The sequence below is a fragment of the Streptomyces chartreusis NRRL 3882 genome, from assembly GCF_900236475.1.
GTDB classification, from domain to species: domain Bacteria; phylum Actinomycetota; class Actinomycetes; order Streptomycetales; family Streptomycetaceae; genus Streptomyces; species Streptomyces chartreusis_D.
The window spans coordinates 2905619-2921168 of record NZ_LT963352.1; the positions used below are offsets into that span (position 1 = coordinate 2905619).

The following is a 15550-nucleotide window of genomic DNA, read 5'->3' on the forward strand; positions in this document are numbered from 1 at the left end:
CGGCGGGATGCTTGGCGGCTTGCTACCGCCCCGGCGGCCGGTCAGCGCTTGTTCGCGCCGTTGAGCAGGGAGCGCAGGACCACGGCGGCGATGGCCACGGACACGGCCGTGACGGCGACGGCCGCCAGGAGCGCGGTGAGCACAATGCCGACGACCACCACACCGGCGACCGCGCCCGCGTACGGAGTGAGCGACCGGCCCGCGGATGGCACCGGAACCTGCGTCTGCTGCGGGACGACGGGTGTCGTCGGCAGCGTCGGGACGTCGGGCAGCTTGGGACGGAACATGGTGGACCTCCTTGTCACTTGTGGGGGCCGTTGACCACGCCGACCCCCGAACGGGTGCCGGACTCAATGGCCGGGGCGAGGAAGGTGTGAGAGAGCCAGAAGCCGAACAGAGCGATCACCACGGCGACCCAGAGACGGATGCTGAGGAACTTGATCGCGGCCCAGGCGATGACGCCCAGGACGAAGACGAGCGGGAGCGAGACGGTCACAGCGGTCTCCTCAGCGGACGGCGCAGCGATGGGTGCGGGCGGCCAGCTCGGCGGCGGCGCGGCTGTCGTAGTCCGTGGAGAAGCCGCAGCGCGGGGCCGTGCAGGCGGCGGTGTGCTTCTCGCGGCCCCGGCCGTCGTAGTACGTGCCGACCTGGACCGGGCCGATGCGGACGACGTGGCGGAAACGGCGGTTGGCGGGCATGTGTGCTCCTTCAGAGCTGTGCGGCGATGGCTTCGGCCAGTTGTGCCGGTACGCCGAGCCGTGCGCGGAGTGTCGGAGTGTCGATGGCCGCTCCGGTCCGCGCTCGGTGTTCGGAGGCGACCTTTCGGGCGTGGTCGACGAGCGCGGCCGGGACCGGCACCGAGGAAGGGGCGATGGCCGGTCGAGGTTCGGGCTCAGAGGCCGTCGGCTCGGGGATGACGGGTGCGGGTTCGCCGGTCCTGTCGTGTGCGGTGTGGGCGAGGAGGGTGCCGCCGAGGAAGGCGACCGCGGGCCATCCGGCGACGAGGATGCGGAGCCAGGCGGGTACGGCGCCCAGGTCGAGCAGGCCGGCGGTGGCGACGTTGGCGCCGAGCGACGCGGTCAGCGCCACGAGGAACCAGCACCACCCGCCCGCTTTCCCCCCGCCGGAGCGCAGTCGACGCCAGGCCGCCACCAGCAACAGGTCCACGGAAACCGGGTACGCCCACGCCTTCCACCCGTGCTGTCCTGCGGCCGAGGCCAGGTCGTGCAGGTGGGCGAAGGACAGCGCGGCGGCGATGACCGCCTGCACGAGCACCGCGTCGACGCGGGCCAGGTGGGCGCGCACGGTTCGATTCCCTCCGATGTGGTCAGTCAGTGGACTTGAGCTCGTCGGCCCGCGCGCGTGCAGCGGCGGCGACCTCGGCCGCTTCGGTGTCGCCGGGCCGGTCGGCGGCGATACGTTCCAGCAGGTCCGCCTTAGTGCTCATGAGTTCGCGGTAGTCGCCGACGCCGAATTTGCGGTGGTCGGCCAGGTCGGCGATCAGCGCCGAGACTTCGGAGATGGACGGGCGGGACAATGTGACTCCCTCGTTTTCGGGCATGGCGGGGTAGGGACTTGGCACGAGACGGACGTGCGGGCCGTTGGAACGTGGTTGAGCGGTCAGCCGCCTACTCGGCGAGCGGGACTGGCTTGACCAGCGATACCGGGGCGTCAGCCGGCTGGAGCGGCACCGCGGGCCTGAACGGTTCGAGCGCTGGCAGGTTCGGCACCAGGTGAGCCGATTCCCGGCAGACCGCAGCAGCGTCGCCGAGTGAGAGGTACGGGGTGCGGATACGGGACCAGCCGCCGGAGGTGTCACCGGCCACGGCGAGGCCGGGGCGTTCGGGGGCGATGGCACAGGCGGCGGAGACCGCTTCCGGTGCGATGTCGCCGAGCGCCATCTTTGCGGACGCTTCATCGTTGACGCGGTGGCACACGCGGCCGGTGAGCTGGGCCCGCAGCATGGTCGCGCCCTTGCCCAGCTCAGCCCCGAACCTCTGCCCGCAGACTTCCAGGTAGATGCAGGCGGCGCGGCCGAGCTGCGCGAGACGGATGAGCTGGGTGACCATCTCATCGCGCTGTTCCTCGTCCTTGCGCGTGGCAACGAGGAACAGTTCGGCCACTTCATCGACGAACAGCACGATCGGCACCGGCCGTTCTTCCTCGGGCAGGCCCCAAGTATCGGAGGTGATCTCCTCGTCCGGGGTGCCCGGCGCGATGCCTTGCCGGGCCTTGATCAGGTCGTACCGGTCTTCCATCTCCTTCACGAGGACCGGCAGCAGCTCGGCCGCCTGCTCGGGATCGGTGGCCAACGCCGACAGCCGCGGGGCGAAGGGCGCGAGCTCCACACCCCGCTTACAGTCGATCCCGACCAGCGCGACCGGCTGCTGTGCCAGCCCGGTGACCAGGTGCCGTTGATACATGGACTTTCCCGACAGGGTTGCGCCGAGGGTCAGTTGGTGCGGGATGGTCCGGTAGTCCCGCACGAAGGCCGTCGCGTCCTCCCTCAGCGCCACCGGCACCTTGAGGAATCCGCGCTCCGCCTTCCTGGGCATCCGGACGTTGCGCAGCACGTCGAAGCCGACGAGCCGCAGTTCCACCACGCCCGGCTTCACGTCCGTCACGTACACGGCGTGCACGCCCCAGGCATGCCTCAGTCGTTCCGCCGAGGCGGCGACATCTGCCGGCTCCTGGCCCGGAGCCAGGCGTAACCGAAGCCGCAGGCCCGTCGAGGCGGGCCGGATGACTCCCCGGCGAGGAGGCACCGGCCGGACCTCGCGCCGAGACGTCGCCTTGACCGCCAGGGCCCGCAGCCGTGAGGGCTGGACGGTCAGGCCGCACGCCTCCATGACGGAGCTGTGGGAGCCGAGGAGCCGGACCGTCGTATCGGCAGGCCGACCGTGGACCAGTAGACGCCCGGGTGACGAGCCCGGGTGTAGGCGGCCCCGCCACCGAGTCCGGCGAGGGGGCCACCCACCTCCAGCAGCGTCAACCAGTCCGACATCAGGCCGAGGCCTCGGCCCGAGCCGGGAACGTGGCCGGTGTGACGGCTGCGGCGCGAAAGGCGATGCCGTGCCGCTGCTGACCGTTAAACACGGTCTCCCACGGCCGGGCCACCAGACCCGGCAGCGAGACCGGTGCGCCGAGCGTCAGGCCCTCAGAGATGCCGCTTTCCGGAACGGTGACCTTGATCAGCGAAGACTCGCCGTCCTCGATGTAGACGGCGCCGATCGTCATGAGTGCTTCGCCGCTGGTGGCGTCCTTGGCGATCTCTCCGGTCTGGCGGTCCCGAACCTTGGGTTCCGGTGCTTCGGTCAGCAGGATGGTGGCCGCCGAAGTCTCCACACGGATGACACGCACAGAAATGCTCTCCCTTGCGTTGCGCCGCACGCGCGTACGGCCGCGTTTAGTGATGAATGACTACGCAACGGGAGGTTGACCTCATACCGACTGGGCGCGATACGCTCCAGGAGCGTTGATGCCAAAGACGCACCCGGCCTGAGTGGGCTGCCTCCCGCTCAGGCCACATCTGTTTCTGTGGCCCTTCCGCTTACGCGCCGGTGCAGGTCTGCCTTCCTGCTCCGGCCCGTTCGCATGTCCGCATGTCCGCACCGCCAACTCCGCTGGACGCGAAGGGGCTTGCCGGCACCAACCACAGTAACCCGTACTCCAAGTACTGTCTAGTACTTCAGGTACCAGTCCGTACTTCGTGTACGCCCAACTCCGCCGCCAGGGTGCGAAGTTCCTCAGAGGGCGGCTGGGCCATGGTCAACAGGTCCGCCGCAAGCTGCTTCACCATCGGCAGGGCCCTCACCATCTCGGGCGACAACTCACGCGCCCTGAGCAGCGCCGAGACCGCATCAGCGACCTGCCGGCGCTGGGCATAGGCCCTGGCGACATCGATCTGAAAGCGCGTCTGCCGTTCCGCGGACAGCCCCGACTCGTCGACGGCCTGCGCAGCCCGCAGTGCGACACCGGCATCTCCCAGGTCCACCGCGACGGCCACCTCGTGCAAGCCGACGTTGGTCGGCCCGAACTCGGTGTTGTAGTCGTTGCGCCCGTCACCGACCTGTTCGGCCATCTCACGGGCGTCACGTAGATACCCGTACGCCTCGTCGGCAAGGTTCAACCGAGCGGCAGCAACCGCCCGTTGCAGGGTCAGGGCGCCACGCAGGGCCACCGCCTCGATCTGCCCGGACTCCGCCAGAGGTCGCAGCGCATCAGCGGCACTCCCGGACACCTGGGCCGCCTGCTCGAAGTGACGAGCACCGAGAAAGACCAGCGACAGACGGAACTCACCGGCCGCCATCAGCAGCGGATCATTCGCCCGCTCGGCAGCGACCACCGCACGGTCCACGGCGATCCAGGCCGCCTCGGGCTCGCCCATGTTCGCGAGCGCACCACTGCACGTGTGGTACATGACCGCCAGCAGCCGGAACAGTTCCGGACGCTCCGCCTCAGCAGCCGAGCGAGTGGCCGCCTCCAGCCGGGGAACGAGCCCCTCGAGCAACTCGGCCAGGTCGGCATAGTTGCCCTGATGCGTAAGTGACCAGGCACGGTCGACCTCGGCGCGAAGCGCCGGAACATCAGCGGAAGCGTTCTGCGGCGCGAGGACCGCCTTCAGTGAGTGCGCGGCGCTCAGCACCATCCGCAGGCGACTCGCCCCAGGTGGCTCGCCTTCGGCGATCGACGCAACGATGGGGGCCTCAGCCGCCAACTCGGCGACCGGAATTTCAAGGACGTCGGCGACCTTTTCCAGCACGGTCATCCGGCCGATGCGGCGTACGCCCCGCTCCACCTGGGACACCCAGGCTTCCGAGCGCCCCAGCAGGCCGGCGAACTCCTTCTGCGACAGCCCTCGGCGCTTGCGATGGAAGGCGATCTTGCGACCGAGCGCCTTCTGATACTCAGTGCTCAACGTCCACACCCTTGCCGGACACGAAGTCCAGGCGATCAACCTCCGTGGCGGAGAGGTAGCGGTCCCGCTCGGAGAGGAAGGCCCGCACGTAGTCCTTCGACTCGTGCTCTTCGAAGGCGTCCTTGTCCCGGTAGAGCTCGTAGAACACGCGCTCCAGAGGACGGCCGTCAACGCGGTGCACCGTGTAGATCACCGTTCCGGGCTCGTTCGCACGGATCTGCTCACCAGTCCGGGTCACAAGGTCATCGAAGGCAACCGCCGCCTCTTCGTCCTTGCAGGTGAAGCGCACAAACAGACCGAACATGCGAGGTCCTCTCTCCATCGGCATCCAGGTCAGCACCAGACCGCAGGCCGAACGCTATGCGCCGGGCCGCCCGCACGAAAAGTACGAACCCGCACTCCAGGTACGCGCACATTCGGTACGGTGCTAGTACTAATTGTACAGCTCTGCATGGTCCGTGTCAGCCGATCGGCCCGGCTGACACAGAAAGCAGCAGGTCACCCGCCATGGAGGACGCCATGCCCACCCACCGACGCACCTTCCCCGGAGAACCGCAACAACTCGGCGCGGTGCGCAGTTGGACCCGCGCGACACTGAACGGCCACCCCCACTCTGAAGACGCCGAGCTGATCGTCACCGAACTCGGCACCAACGCCCTCATGCACACCGCCAGCGGCGACCCGGCTGGCGCCTTCCACGTCACGCTCACGGTTTCCGAGCTGACCGTGACCATCGCAGTAACCGACTCCGGAGACGCTAAGACCAGTCCCGCGGTCCAGCACCCGTCCCCCAACGCCACCCACGGCCGAGGTCTCGGCATGGTCACCACCCTCGCCCACCGCGTCCTGGTCCAGGGCGACGACTCCGGCCGCACGGTCACCGCCGAACTCCGTAGCCCGGCCAAGCTCCAGGAGCCGACACCGTGCTCATGAGTCCCCCACCAGACGACGCACGCCTCGGAGACCACGTGGGCAAACCCCGCCGCGGGTACTGGTGCGAGTGCTGGACACAAGACCTCACCACGCAGCAACAGCCGGCACTCCTGGCATCCTTCGACGCCTACTCGGCACCACAGGCAGACAGGTGGGTCGCGGTAGCACTCCGCACGATCTCACCGGCGCTCGACCCGGACGCCTCGGACGAGGCATGGATGTGGTTATACGAGGGCCGCGTCTACACGAGGCGAGCGCTCCTTCGCTCGGAGCCCAGCACGGTGACCATCACCCAGGCCAGCACACGCGTGACGTGGACGATCCGACCAGTGCTCTTCTTGCCGCTCGTGCACCGCCAAGGGGCCAAACTCCCAGCCTGCACGGACGATTTCAAACCCCACACGCCCCACGCCACCGACTGAGTTACAACCTTCTTCACGGGTTCAAGTCGGCTCGCTCCGCTCGCCGCGCGCGGCCCGGCCCCCGGCCGGGCCTGCGCTCCTGTCTCCGCCCCGCTCCAGCCCGGCCGGCGCCCGTGCCGCGCTGATGGCAATCAGTCGCCTGATACCAGAGAAGGGATACGTCGTGGCTGGGGCGGTCGGCTCCGCGGCTTTACGGAGCCACTTTGGCGCGAGCCTCGAAGATCATGGCCCCAACGTCGTGCTTTACCGGGCAGGTCCACAGACTGCCCGACGCGCCGAAAGCTTACGGGGCCATGATCACTCGCGCCAAAGCAGCGCCACCCCAAGCCGCTCCACCGACCTCGTCTACCTGTTCAGGCATTCAAAGGCAAGCCGTGCCGCCTCGCTTGTCGCTCGATAACTCCGAATTGCACACAAAGCCACAGCCGAGTACTCTCTGTTCCGCTTTAACGATCGCGCCAAGTCACCCATGGCCTCTCTATAACGGTCGCGAGCCGACGACTGCCTCGATTCATTCCACCGTTTTTGCGCCTTATCAGCATCGTCACAGAGTTTAAGGATCTCGGCATAAACTGCGCGACGGGCCTCCACCAGAGGCACATGGTCCAGGTGATAATACCTAGTGGAAGTGGTCACTTTTTCGTCGGCCGCACTATCGAAGTCTACGCCATGAGGATTAGCCGAGACTTGACCCGTCTCATCGAACCAGAGTAGGGCAACATCAGTCGCGCAGCAGGGGTCAATCAGCAGAGGAATTTCGTCGGACAGGATGTCATCTGGATCGTTAGCCCGCTCGGACTCGGCGAGGATAGGGAAGTAGTCTGATTTCCCACCAGCAGTACCGTCAGGGCCCTTACGCCATGAATTACAGAACGTACAGGCGAAGCGGAAGTTCTCATAGTCAAAGGCTAGCCACCAGTAGCCCGGATGGGCGGGTATACCTTTTACTGACGACTTCGGCCTGTAATGGTCGACCGCATTATCTGAACGGAAATCCCGCGATTCACAGTACCAGCACTTACCGTGGCTCACGGCCGCGAGATCGGCCTTCAAATCACGCCAAAGCTTGCCGTTCTCATCGATAATTCGCGCTCTCTCTTTAGCGCTAGTCGCTGCCGCAAGGTCCTTCTTAACCTTCCTGGCAGATGCAAGCCATGAGGCGCTGAGGCGCAGTCCCACCTCTTCGATGTCAATGAATATCAAATCTGCCCCCCCCATTAATCATCAACATCAAATAGATCACGCACGATTTCAGCAGCTTCCTGCCTGTTCTGCTCAATCTCTTCGCGTGACAGAACGACCTCATCCTGTGGCTGACTTTGTGTCCGGAATTTGGCCCGCAAGAACTCCTGAAACTCTGGATCGCGGTTTTCGAGCAAGAGACCGAGACCCCTCAACTCATGCCCCAGAGAAGAAAGCTCTTGCTCCTCTTCAGCAGTCAAGTCAGTCTCTTTGGACGCCAACTCCCTCTTACGGTCCAGCTTCCTCAGAGTCTCCAAATCCAGTTGCGAGCGAAGGCCGTAAACATCACTCGTAAGCAGGGCACCGACACCCATCCCCCTGGGATCTTCCAACGGCTCGAGAGCCACAATCTGGCCGTCTTGCCGGCGCTCTAGGATTCTGACCTCATCCTTGGTAAGGCTGGCGACAACCAAGGGATCGTGAGTCGCCATGAGCACCTGCGATCCAGAATCCAATCCTCCAAAGTCATGGAGAAATTGTTTGTACTGGACGCTCCAAGCAGGATTGAGATGGGTATCCGGTTCATCAAGAAGGAACAATGACTCCTCTTCTTTGGTGAACCGCATGAGTCCCAGAACCAGCAGCAGTTGCTGCTCGCCCTCACTAAGCTCTCTGAAGGTCAGGGGCGCATCAGCTTTGTTAATCGATACACGAATTCGCACATCGTTGATCAGTTCAGAAATATAAGTACTTTCAAGCGCCTTAAAGAACTCCTGGTTACTTTCGTAGCCGCTTGCCAACTCCCTAACCTTGTCAAGGCTAGGCAAGTAGAGAAACAAATGTTCAGAGCGAACGTGACTATTGAAGCCAGTTCTAACGCGGGTCCTCAGGCGTAGTGGAGCCAGCGAAATCCGATAGAGACTGTCGAGTAGCCCCCTCACAGTACCGCGCGCATTCCAGAACCGCGGATCACCGTCAGGGCTGTTCCATGAAGGCTTCTGCATGACGAACAGGACCGAATCAAGACCCTGAATCCCTAGATGGTCCTGCAGCAGGGACTGCACCGCCGGGTCATCATCTAAGAAGAAGGCAAGAAGCACAAAATTAGAATGGACGTTTCGTGCGTAGAATAGCGGCCTAATAGGCCTATCGTTACCACCGACCAAGTCCTTGTAGAATCGCTCTTGGTGAGCCACGAAGTGGTCTTCGAGACGATTACTTGGGCCTGAGTAGTAACCGAATACGTGCCGTGGCCGATACTGCGCGCCAGCAGAACCAGTGAAGCGACTAGCTGGGACGGTCTTCCCTCCGACCGTACAGCTAATGCGATACCGTCCGTCCTGTTCTGCAGACGATACCTCGACGTCGTACTGTCGAACTAGATATCGGATCCGGTAGGCAAAAGAAGGTGCCACTCCTAGATCTAGGTCGCGAAAGATTAGGGTTATCGCCTCTAGTAGGTTTGACTTGCCGGCACCATTCCTTCCAACAAGTACCGAAACACCTGACGCGTCGTCGAACTCGACTCGGAAATCGCGTAGGTTCTTGAATCTTGGGATTTCTACTTCAAGCAGACGCATCAGGACGACACCTCGAGGAAGACAGCAGTGTCATCCGGCCGGTGCACCTGCACGAGGCCGTTCTTTTCGAGATCCCGCAGCAGGAAGTAGAACTCGTCGATATCCTCTTCGGTCAAAGCCAGGGATGCATAGAGTTCTTCGGGTGTGGCCATTGCGCCTGCAGCGCGCAGAGCGTCGATGAGCCGATCTCTACTGGGTGGCACCTTTACACCTGCCCTCGCGGATGCTCGCTTCTTTGCTGGCACTGTCTTCTTCCTGCTCTCTTGAGACCCTTTTCCTTCTTTTGCCTGCAAACTGGATACCAAGTCAGCCGACGTCCGAGTGCCCGTGTGCTCTCTGGAGATCTCTTCTGCCAACGTCCCGTATGCCAACGAGGAGGTCAGGGCACGCTCAATCGCGGCAGCCCGCTCGAGGCCTCTTTGAACCTTCTCGCGCAGTAGGTCCAACTCAGAAATGGCATCATCCAACAGCGTTACCAGTTCGCGCTGTTTCTCGACGCTGAAGATAGGTACCGGCAGCTGCCTTACATCAGCAAGGTTCAGGCCGGGCATATTAATTCCTCGCATACGCCCTCGTAGCCAGGCTTGAGCCGCACCACTTGCCAACCAGTGTGCCAAGAAGGAGCTGTCGATTGCGGCAGCCGGCCTGAGCCGTGCGGTCCCTTGAGTGATCTGCGCGCCGTCTAGTTCCTGAGGAACGATCGCTACGCGTGTGTGACGAATGATCCCCAACAGCACATCACCCGGCCGCAATGCCGATCGTTCGTACTTTTGCGCAATTTCCGGACTGGTGCGCCGTAGCTGATCCTCTAGAATCTCTCCGTCTCGGAGATCCTGGCCCCGAATGTACGGCACGCCGTCTTCATCAGTGATATCTGGCCCGGGTTGGAGAATCCCGTAGACAATTGGCGCGCGCGCATCAACTACCTCACTGGCCTTCCTCCACTCCCCTTCAACTAGCTCTGTGGTCGCATCTGGATCCAATCGTCTATCGCCCAAGATGATACGATCACGAACTTTTCGAGGGAGGTCTGAAATAATGGGGACAGCTTTCTGCAGCGCATCCGTCGTCAGATCAACAAGGTCCTGTACCTCTCGAGCCCTCTCCGCGATTTCCCGCTGAACCTCCAGCGGCGGAACGGGAAAAGGGAGGTTTCGGAAACGCTTGAGCCCAAGGTTAACGATGTTGGTCGTCCCCCGGGCGAGAGCAGAGAAAACACCGCTATGTTGGTAGGCTCGAAAGACCAGCAGGGCAAAATCCGGGTGAACCTCTTCATGTGGCCGGAATCGAATAACGTGATTTTGGAAATACAGCTCCTCAACCTCGCCATTGAACAATGCGCAGCGGCCAACTAGTTCTCTGCTTTGTCCCTCGCACAGGAGTACATCACCGGCCTGGAGTCTGTAGCGTAGTCGCGCTTCAGGCGCGAAGGACATGGTCGCGAGTTCTTCCAGGTCCAAGCGGTCATCGAAAACGTTCGCTACCCGCAGATAAGGACGGATGTCGGGGCCACTAGCTGCAGCAGGAGTACGCTGCTGACCAACAATCGCCTCGCCAGCGTCGCTCACTAGGCACGTGGACCAGTCTCTCGGAAAACTAAGGTTGTCGATCATTCGCTGGTCACCTGGGGAGTCTCGGTCGAAGGGCGTGAGAGCCCGTAGGCCGCCAAGATCCGTTCCAACGATTCGACAGCAGACGTAGCAGTTTCCAGTTCGCTACTGAGCAAGTGCGTTAGGTCCAGCAAGTTCCCTGGCTGGGGCAAGCTGTCGTTGGTGAACTTTTCTGCTTTGTCGAGACGTTCACCATCCGCCGCAATTTCCTCGCGAGTGAGGTAGTGAAAACGCTCACTTGGCTGGCGCGGACTCCTGCCGTTAGGGTCGTCTCCATAAGCTGTGACGAAGTCGTCGAGGTCCCTATCCGTTAGCTGTCGGCGCTTCCCGTATGTAGGCCCTCCATTACGCAGATTGTAGAACCAGGTCCCATCACTCTCACCGTCATTGGAGACGAAAAGTACTGAGGTCCTAATTCCGGTTGCGTAGAAGATTCCAGTGGGAAGACTCAGTACCGTGTGAAGTCTGAATTTATCGAGCAGAACCTTCCTGATCGAGCACGCCACGCCAGACTCGAATAGGACGTTATCGGGGATGACAATGGCAGCCCGACCATTTTTCGCGAGCGACTTGTAGCAATGCTGAATGAAAGCCAACTGCTTATTGGATGTAGGGAAATCCAGTTGCTTCTTCTGCTCTGCACTTAGCGAACCCTTCAGTCCAAAGGGCGGATTCGTGAGAATAACATCGACTGCTGGCCTCATAGGGGGCTGACTCAAAGTGTCAACGTTCGCAATCTCAGCCCGCAGTTCGTGCAGTAGAAGGTTCATGAGGGCCATACGTTGCACGTCGTGGACCAGCTCATTCCCGACCAGCCGAAGGTCACCGCTGCTCATCGAGCGTGCAAAGAGTCCTGCGGCCACTAGGAAGCCAGCGGTTCCAGTAGCCGGGTCATAGACAGCCTCACCCCCAGTCGGCTTAAGTACCTTCACGAGCGCGTCGACCACTGGCCGAGGAGTGAAGTATTGACCTGCGCCATACCGTGATTCTTGTGCGTTCTTCTCGATCAACCCTTCATAGACATCGCCTAGGCCATTCTGCTTCGCCCTATACCAGTCAATGGAGTCAATTTCACTGATCAGTTTATGCAATGATGCACTATTGCGAACCTGAGTAGATGAATCGGCGTAGATTTCACGAACGATCTGAGACTTGGCTGTGGAAAGACTGACGAGGGTTTGCTCGTAAGTTGCAAGGGCTTCGGACGGAGGCGCCGACCTTAGAGCTTGCCAGCGACTCTCGCGCGGGATAAGTTGCTCAATCTTGAGCTCATCGGCCAGTTTAAGGAATAGCAAATACGACAATTCGTTCAGGTACTCGTGGTAGGTGACGCCCTCATCACGAAGTACAGAACATAGGGACCAGAGCCGGCGCGTAACGTCTGAAGTGTCTTGCATGTTGGCCATCTCCGCAGCTAGTTACTGACCTTGCTGGGAGGCTTGCGCGCTCCCTAAGCGTCACCATCCGTCCGTTTTCACCCGGTTCACCCTTACTTGCGGCGTGCTGGATGATGCATCCTGCCAAATCCTATGCTCCTACGTCGCCGAACCTCACACGGACCCGGCAACTAGTCTCCTCCTGGCGTGTGGTCGTACTTTGGGTGAGTCTTCAGGGGCTTCACCCCGTCCGGTGCTCGGTCATCAGTGCTTTCTTCCGGTACAGATAACGAACTGTCAGCCTGAAACCCCTGTTGCGTACAGGCGCCACTAGGCCGGCAAAATGCGCATCGCAGATCGCAAGGCCACCATTGCCGCCGTGTGGCAGAGCCCTGTGAGGCTGTGAACGGGAGCAGGCGAGATCTGCGGCAATGGACCGGAGGAGTGTTCTCGCACTGATGGATCGTATGAGAGATAGGCGTGCCAGTAGCGCTCAGCGCCAGCTTGAGATCAGCACTGCCGTCCTGCGGCTCCCTAGCTATGGCGCGAGGACGAGATGTCAACCAACCTCCTCCCGGTCCCGCGGCCTTCAAATGCCGCGTCGCCCCCAGAGCGCCGGAGGGTAGTCGACAGCTACACGGGTCGACACCTGTTCTCCATAAGGCTCCACCAAACGAAGTGGTCGCAGCCCTTTGGCAAGAGGCCCTGGGGCCGCGTCCACCGCTGCATCAGTCGGGCTCTTCGGCTCCGCCGGAGGGGTGGTCGTGGACCATACGTGGACTCGGCACACCTCCTACACGTGGCCCAAGGCCGCGACCAGCAAGTACGCCGAAAGCCCGCTCGGCCTCCGGAGTCGAGCCCTTCCCCCGCATGAAGGACCGTCCGGGGCGGCTGTGCTCAGCTTTGTTGAAAGGGCCACAGGACGCCAAGGGCGTCTCAGTTGCCTTGCACACTTCGGAGCAGGCCGTGTACTGCGGCGCGTAGCAGGGAGGCCGAGCCGCTGCCATCGGCGTAGTCGATGACGGCTGTTTTGGCGTGCTGGGTGATGAAACCCGTCGCAGCGTGCTTGGCGCAGCGGGTGGCCAATACGACTACATCTGCTTGGCGGGCCTTTTGGCGTAGTTGCGGACTGCCCACGCTGTCGTGGGCGAGGGCAATCTTGACTCCTGGGGCGAGTTGGTGCAGCGCATCGCCAACCCGGTCCAGGACCCGCTGGTCGAGGGAATACAGCAGCAGGTTGCGACCAGCCGCGTCCCGCAGGCCGGTTGCGGTCTCCTCTGCCCGTCCCTCGCCAGGCTGGTCCTGCCAGTCCAGTTCGATGCCGAGTTCCGCGGATAGGCGCCGTGCCATGGCGAGATCGGCGGGATCCAGGCGTCCCTGGTGCACGCTGAGCGGCAGCAGCAACGCCAAGGCGAAGGATTCACGTGCATCGGGTTCGGGGTGTGCCTCCATGACCAGTCGGTCGGCGAAGTCCAGCGCGATTGCGGCTCGCTCGGGGGCGACCCAGCGTTCGCACGTGTCGGCGAGTTCCCCCAGCAGTTGGCCGTAGACGGCGGCGGATGGCCCGGATCGCAGCACGATCTCGGTCAGTGCCTGCACGGCCAGCAGGTCGCCCGGTCCGAGCCAGTCGTAGGCGAGCGCGCAGGTGATTAGAGCGCGGGCGCTGAGCGGTGCGGGCTGGTCGTAGCCGACGCTTTCGATGAAGGCACCCACGCAGCGCCAGACTTTTGCTTGGCCCTCGTCGTGCAGTTCTTCCAGCAGGGCGGCGATGTTTCGGTCGTCCAGAGCTGGTGAGGGCCAGGCTGTCCAGACTTCCTGCTCCAGGATGTCGGTCAGGCCGGTGTAGCCGTCGGCGATCGCGTGAATCAGCTCCGGCCAAGAGGCGGGGATGTGCTCCGGCGTGTCCGACTCGACGGCTTGCGAGGAGGGCGAAGACGATAGTGATTCCGCGGTTTTGGCTGCAGTGTCAGTCTGGTGGGTGGGTGCCTCCTGCTGCGGAGTGCTTTGCGGATCGGCGAGGAGCGCCGCGGCTTTTCTAAGAACGGGTGGTAGGGCGTCGTGGGATGCGGTGTGCTCGATGATGGTGAGTATGTTCTGGGTGCTCTGAGGATCTTCCCGGGTCACGGCGGCCAGCAGGAGGACCATGAGTGCCTCGATGGGGTAGGACTCCGCGCTGTCTTCGAAGGGAGCGAGGGCGAGAAGACCCCGGTCGCGTAGTGCGTGTTGCGCAGCCAGCAGGTCGCCGTGGTCTAGCGGTTCCTGTAGGTCGCAGGTGAAGGCAGCATCGAGCACCGCCGCTTTCACTGGCGTGGGGGGATTCTGCCGCAAGACGTCGCTGAGGCCTGGATAATCGAGTAGTTCCTGGTCGAGGCCGAGCCGGGAGAGTCGCTTGATGTGCAGGTGGGCGAGGTTGGCGGCGGTGATGCCTCCTTGTCCGGCCAACTGGTCCAGGGCGGCTTGGGAGGCGGCTTGGCCACCGGCCGCCAGGGCTGCGTCGAACTCGGCCAGCAGTCGCCCGGTGGGCTTTGTTGCTCGCCACAGTCGCGGGGGACGACGAGCCAATGTGTGCTGCATGAGCAGGGCCACGTCGGTCAGTCTCTGGCGGTAGCGGCGGTGCGGGTGTGTTTCCAGTCGGAAGGTCGTCCCTGCTCCAGCGAAGTCCTGCACCGCTGCTTCGACGGGGTCGTTGGGGTCCAGTGTGCTGGGGTGTACGCCGGCACCGATGAGATAGGTCGGCCCGGCGAAGGCGGTGATGACGTTGCCGATGAGAGCTGCGTGTGCCTCGTCGCGGGTGATGACGTAGATCGCGAAGCGGTCCTGGGCCTGCTGGTAGCGCGGCAGTACGACAGGGATGTCGCTGCCGCTGCGGAGCAGGTCGACGAAGGGCCGGACCCGCTCGCCTTTCTGAGGGTCGGGATCCATATCTGGCCACGCGTCGTTGCCCGTGCCGAAGAACCGCTGCAAGAAAGCTTCCAGGTCCTGAGTGGTCCAAAAGGGGGAAGCCTGGCGCGCGGCGATCACTGATGCTCCTTCCATCGCTGGGCGAGTTCCAGGCGTGCCTGGGCCGCGTCGCTGCCTCCCACCTTGTAGCTCACCGCCTCGTCGTTCTCCATCAGGCCGCGCACCGTGAAGTTCATGGACCCGGTGAGCAACCAGTCCCGCCCGCAAATGGTCTTTTCGTGCACGGCGGGGTTCTGCACCACGCGCACGGCGTGCTGCGAGGTCAGGCGGCGCAGACGCCCGAGGAACTTTGCATTATGTGGGTCCGGGCGGGTGACCACCGTTAGGGAAGCGCCGGCCGCCACGATCCGGGCGAGCAGATCGGACAGAGAACAGGCGCTGGGAGGATTGTCGTCGAACAGGTCGTCGTACGTCCCCTGGCTGTTGTCCAAGACCTTCACGTCACTGATCCACGGCGAGACCAGCCACATCACGGGCCCAGGGCAGACAAGTTCCCCAATCAGTGCCGTCGCCAGGATCGCGTCGGCGCGCACGCCGGTGTGTCCTCCGGTGCGCATGGGGCGCTCGA

The 15550-nt window shown here is 63.0% G+C and carries 16 protein-coding genes and 2 pseudogenes; 2 read left to right on the top strand and 16 right to left on the bottom strand.

What is annotated here, in order from left to right; all coding sequences use genetic code 11:
* Window positions 1-41: 41 nt before the first annotated feature.
* From SCNRRL3882_RS12765 to SCNRRL3882_RS12805, 9 genes and pseudogenes are all read right to left on the bottom strand, one after another.
* Window positions 42-287 carry a hypothetical protein gene (locus SCNRRL3882_RS12765; RefSeq protein ID WP_010040216.1) on the bottom strand — a complete coding sequence of 82 codons (246 nt, stop codon included), beginning with the start codon at window positions 285-287 and terminating at the stop codon, window positions 42-44.
* A 14-nt stretch (window positions 288-301) separates the two neighbouring features.
* The gene (locus SCNRRL3882_RS12770) at window positions 302-496 is read right to left on the bottom strand and encodes a hypothetical protein (protein ID WP_010040218.1); all 195 of its coding nucleotides are present in this window, start codon (window positions 494-496) and stop codon (window positions 302-304) included.
* A 10-nt stretch (window positions 497-506) separates the two neighbouring features.
* Window positions 507-698: a mobile element transfer protein gene (locus SCNRRL3882_RS12775; RefSeq protein WP_010040220.1), complete on the bottom strand. Its 192-nt coding sequence runs from the start codon at window positions 696-698 to the stop codon at window positions 507-509.
* Between the two features lie 10 nt (window positions 699-708).
* Entirely contained in the window at window positions 709-1305 is a 597-nt protein-coding gene (locus tag SCNRRL3882_RS12780) for a DUF2637 domain-containing protein (protein ID WP_010040222.1), read from the bottom strand.
* A gap of 22 nt (window positions 1306-1327) precedes the next feature.
* On the bottom strand, window positions 1328-1561 hold the full coding sequence (locus SCNRRL3882_RS12785) for a hypothetical protein (RefSeq protein WP_231911117.1): 234 nt from the start codon (window positions 1559-1561) through the stop codon (window positions 1328-1330).
* Between the two features lie 67 nt (window positions 1562-1628).
* Window positions 1629-3004, bottom strand: a pseudogene (locus SCNRRL3882_RS12790) (FtsK/SpoIIIE domain-containing protein).
* Entirely contained in the window at window positions 3004-3360 is a 357-nt protein-coding gene (locus tag SCNRRL3882_RS12795; RefSeq protein WP_010040228.1) for a hypothetical protein, read from the bottom strand. The pseudogene SCNRRL3882_RS12790 and the gene SCNRRL3882_RS12795 overlap by 1 nt, the downstream one beginning before the upstream one ends.
* A 328-nt stretch (window positions 3361-3688) precedes the next feature.
* Window positions 3689-4927, bottom strand: a complete 1239-nt coding sequence (locus SCNRRL3882_RS12800; protein WP_231911118.1) for a helix-turn-helix domain-containing protein — start codon at window positions 4925-4927, stop codon at window positions 3689-3691.
* Window positions 4908-5222, bottom strand: coding sequence for a putative quinol monooxygenase (locus SCNRRL3882_RS12805; protein WP_010040232.1), 315 nt, complete (start codon window positions 5220-5222; stop codon window positions 4908-4910). Before SCNRRL3882_RS12805 ends, SCNRRL3882_RS12800 begins: the two co-directional genes overlap by 20 nt.
* Before the next feature lie 215 nt (window positions 5223-5437).
* Here SCNRRL3882_RS12805 and SCNRRL3882_RS12810 point away from each other — a divergent pair, with 215 nt between their 5' ends.
* Window positions 5438-5851: an ATP-binding protein gene (locus tag SCNRRL3882_RS12810; protein WP_102514991.1), complete on the top strand. Its 414-nt coding sequence runs from the start codon at window positions 5438-5440 to the stop codon at window positions 5849-5851.
* Complete coding sequence (locus tag SCNRRL3882_RS41700; RefSeq protein WP_050810238.1) at window positions 5848-6273, top strand: hypothetical protein; 426 nt, start codon at window positions 5848-5850, stop codon at window positions 6271-6273. The genes SCNRRL3882_RS12810 and SCNRRL3882_RS41700 overlap by 4 nt, the downstream gene beginning before the upstream one ends.
* Before the next feature lie 345 nt (window positions 6274-6618).
* Here SCNRRL3882_RS41700 and SCNRRL3882_RS40750 read toward each other — a convergent pair whose 3' ends face one another.
* From SCNRRL3882_RS40750 to dpdK, 7 genes and pseudogenes are all read right to left on the bottom strand, one after another.
* Window positions 6619-7476: a hypothetical protein gene (locus tag SCNRRL3882_RS40750; protein ID WP_010040238.1), complete on the bottom strand. Its 858-nt coding sequence runs from the start codon at window positions 7474-7476 to the stop codon at window positions 6619-6621.
* A gap of 14 nt (window positions 7477-7490) precedes the next feature.
* On the bottom strand, window positions 7491-8555 hold the full coding sequence (locus SCNRRL3882_RS12820) for an AAA family ATPase (protein ID WP_231911119.1): 1065 nt from the start codon (window positions 8553-8555) through the stop codon (window positions 7491-7493).
* Window positions 8556-8885: 330 nt separating this feature from the next.
* A pseudogene (locus SCNRRL3882_RS42590) lies at window positions 8886-9035 on the bottom strand (AAA family ATPase); the annotation flags it as partial.
* Entirely contained in the window at window positions 9035-10648 is a 1614-nt protein-coding gene (locus SCNRRL3882_RS12825; protein ID WP_078602834.1) for a restriction endonuclease subunit S, read from the bottom strand. The gene SCNRRL3882_RS12825 and the pseudogene SCNRRL3882_RS42590, both read right to left, overlap by 1 nt.
* Window positions 10645-12051, bottom strand: coding sequence for an N-6 DNA methylase (locus SCNRRL3882_RS12830; RefSeq protein WP_078602835.1), 1407 nt, complete (start codon window positions 12049-12051; stop codon window positions 10645-10647). The genes SCNRRL3882_RS12825 and SCNRRL3882_RS12830 overlap by 4 nt, the downstream gene beginning before the upstream one ends.
* Before the next feature lie 906 nt (window positions 12052-12957).
* The gene (dpdD, locus tag SCNRRL3882_RS12835; protein WP_010040241.1) at window positions 12958-15042 is read right to left on the bottom strand and encodes a protein DpdD; all 2085 of its coding nucleotides are present in this window, start codon (window positions 15040-15042) and stop codon (window positions 12958-12960) included.
* Window positions 15039-15539 (bottom strand): phospholipase D-like domain-containing protein DpdK, encoded by a 501-nt coding sequence (gene dpdK, locus SCNRRL3882_RS12840; RefSeq protein ID WP_029181195.1) that lies wholly within the window; start codon window positions 15537-15539, stop codon window positions 15039-15041. Before dpdK ends, dpdD begins: the two co-directional genes overlap by 4 nt.
* Window positions 15540-15550 lie beyond the last annotated feature (11 nt).

Bases quoted from the DNA above. Each gene is read 5' to 3' on its own strand.
- SCNRRL3882_RS12765 (WP_010040216.1), bottom strand. From the start codon at position 287: ATGTTCCGTCCCAAGCTGCCCGACGTCCCGACGCTGCCGACGACACCC.
- SCNRRL3882_RS12775 (WP_010040220.1), bottom strand. From the start codon at position 698: ATGCCCGCCAACCGCCGTTTCCGCCACGTCGTCCGCATCGGCCCGGTC.
- SCNRRL3882_RS12785 (WP_231911117.1), bottom strand. From the start codon at position 1,561: ATGCCCGAAAACGAGGGAGTCACATTGTCCCGCCCGTCCATCTCCGAA.
- SCNRRL3882_RS12805 (WP_010040232.1), bottom strand. From the start codon at position 5,222: ATGTTCGGTCTGTTTGTGCGCTTCACCTGCAAGGACGAAGAGGCGGCG.
- SCNRRL3882_RS12810 (WP_102514991.1), top strand. From the start codon at position 5,438: ATGCCCACCCACCGACGCACCTTCCCCGGAGAACCGCAACAACTCGGC.
- SCNRRL3882_RS41700 (WP_050810238.1), top strand. From the start codon at position 5,848: ATGAGTCCCCCACCAGACGACGCACGCCTCGGAGACCACGTGGGCAAA.
- SCNRRL3882_RS12825 (WP_078602834.1), bottom strand. From the start codon at position 10,648: ATGATCGACAACCTTAGTTTTCCGAGAGACTGGTCCACGTGCCTAGTG.
- SCNRRL3882_RS12830 (WP_078602835.1), bottom strand. From the start codon at position 12,051: ATGGCCAACATGCAAGACACTTCAGACGTTACGCGCCGGCTCTGGTCC.
- dpdK (WP_029181195.1), bottom strand. From the start codon at position 15,539: ATGCGCACCGGAGGACACACCGGCGTGCGCGCCGACGCGATCCTGGCG.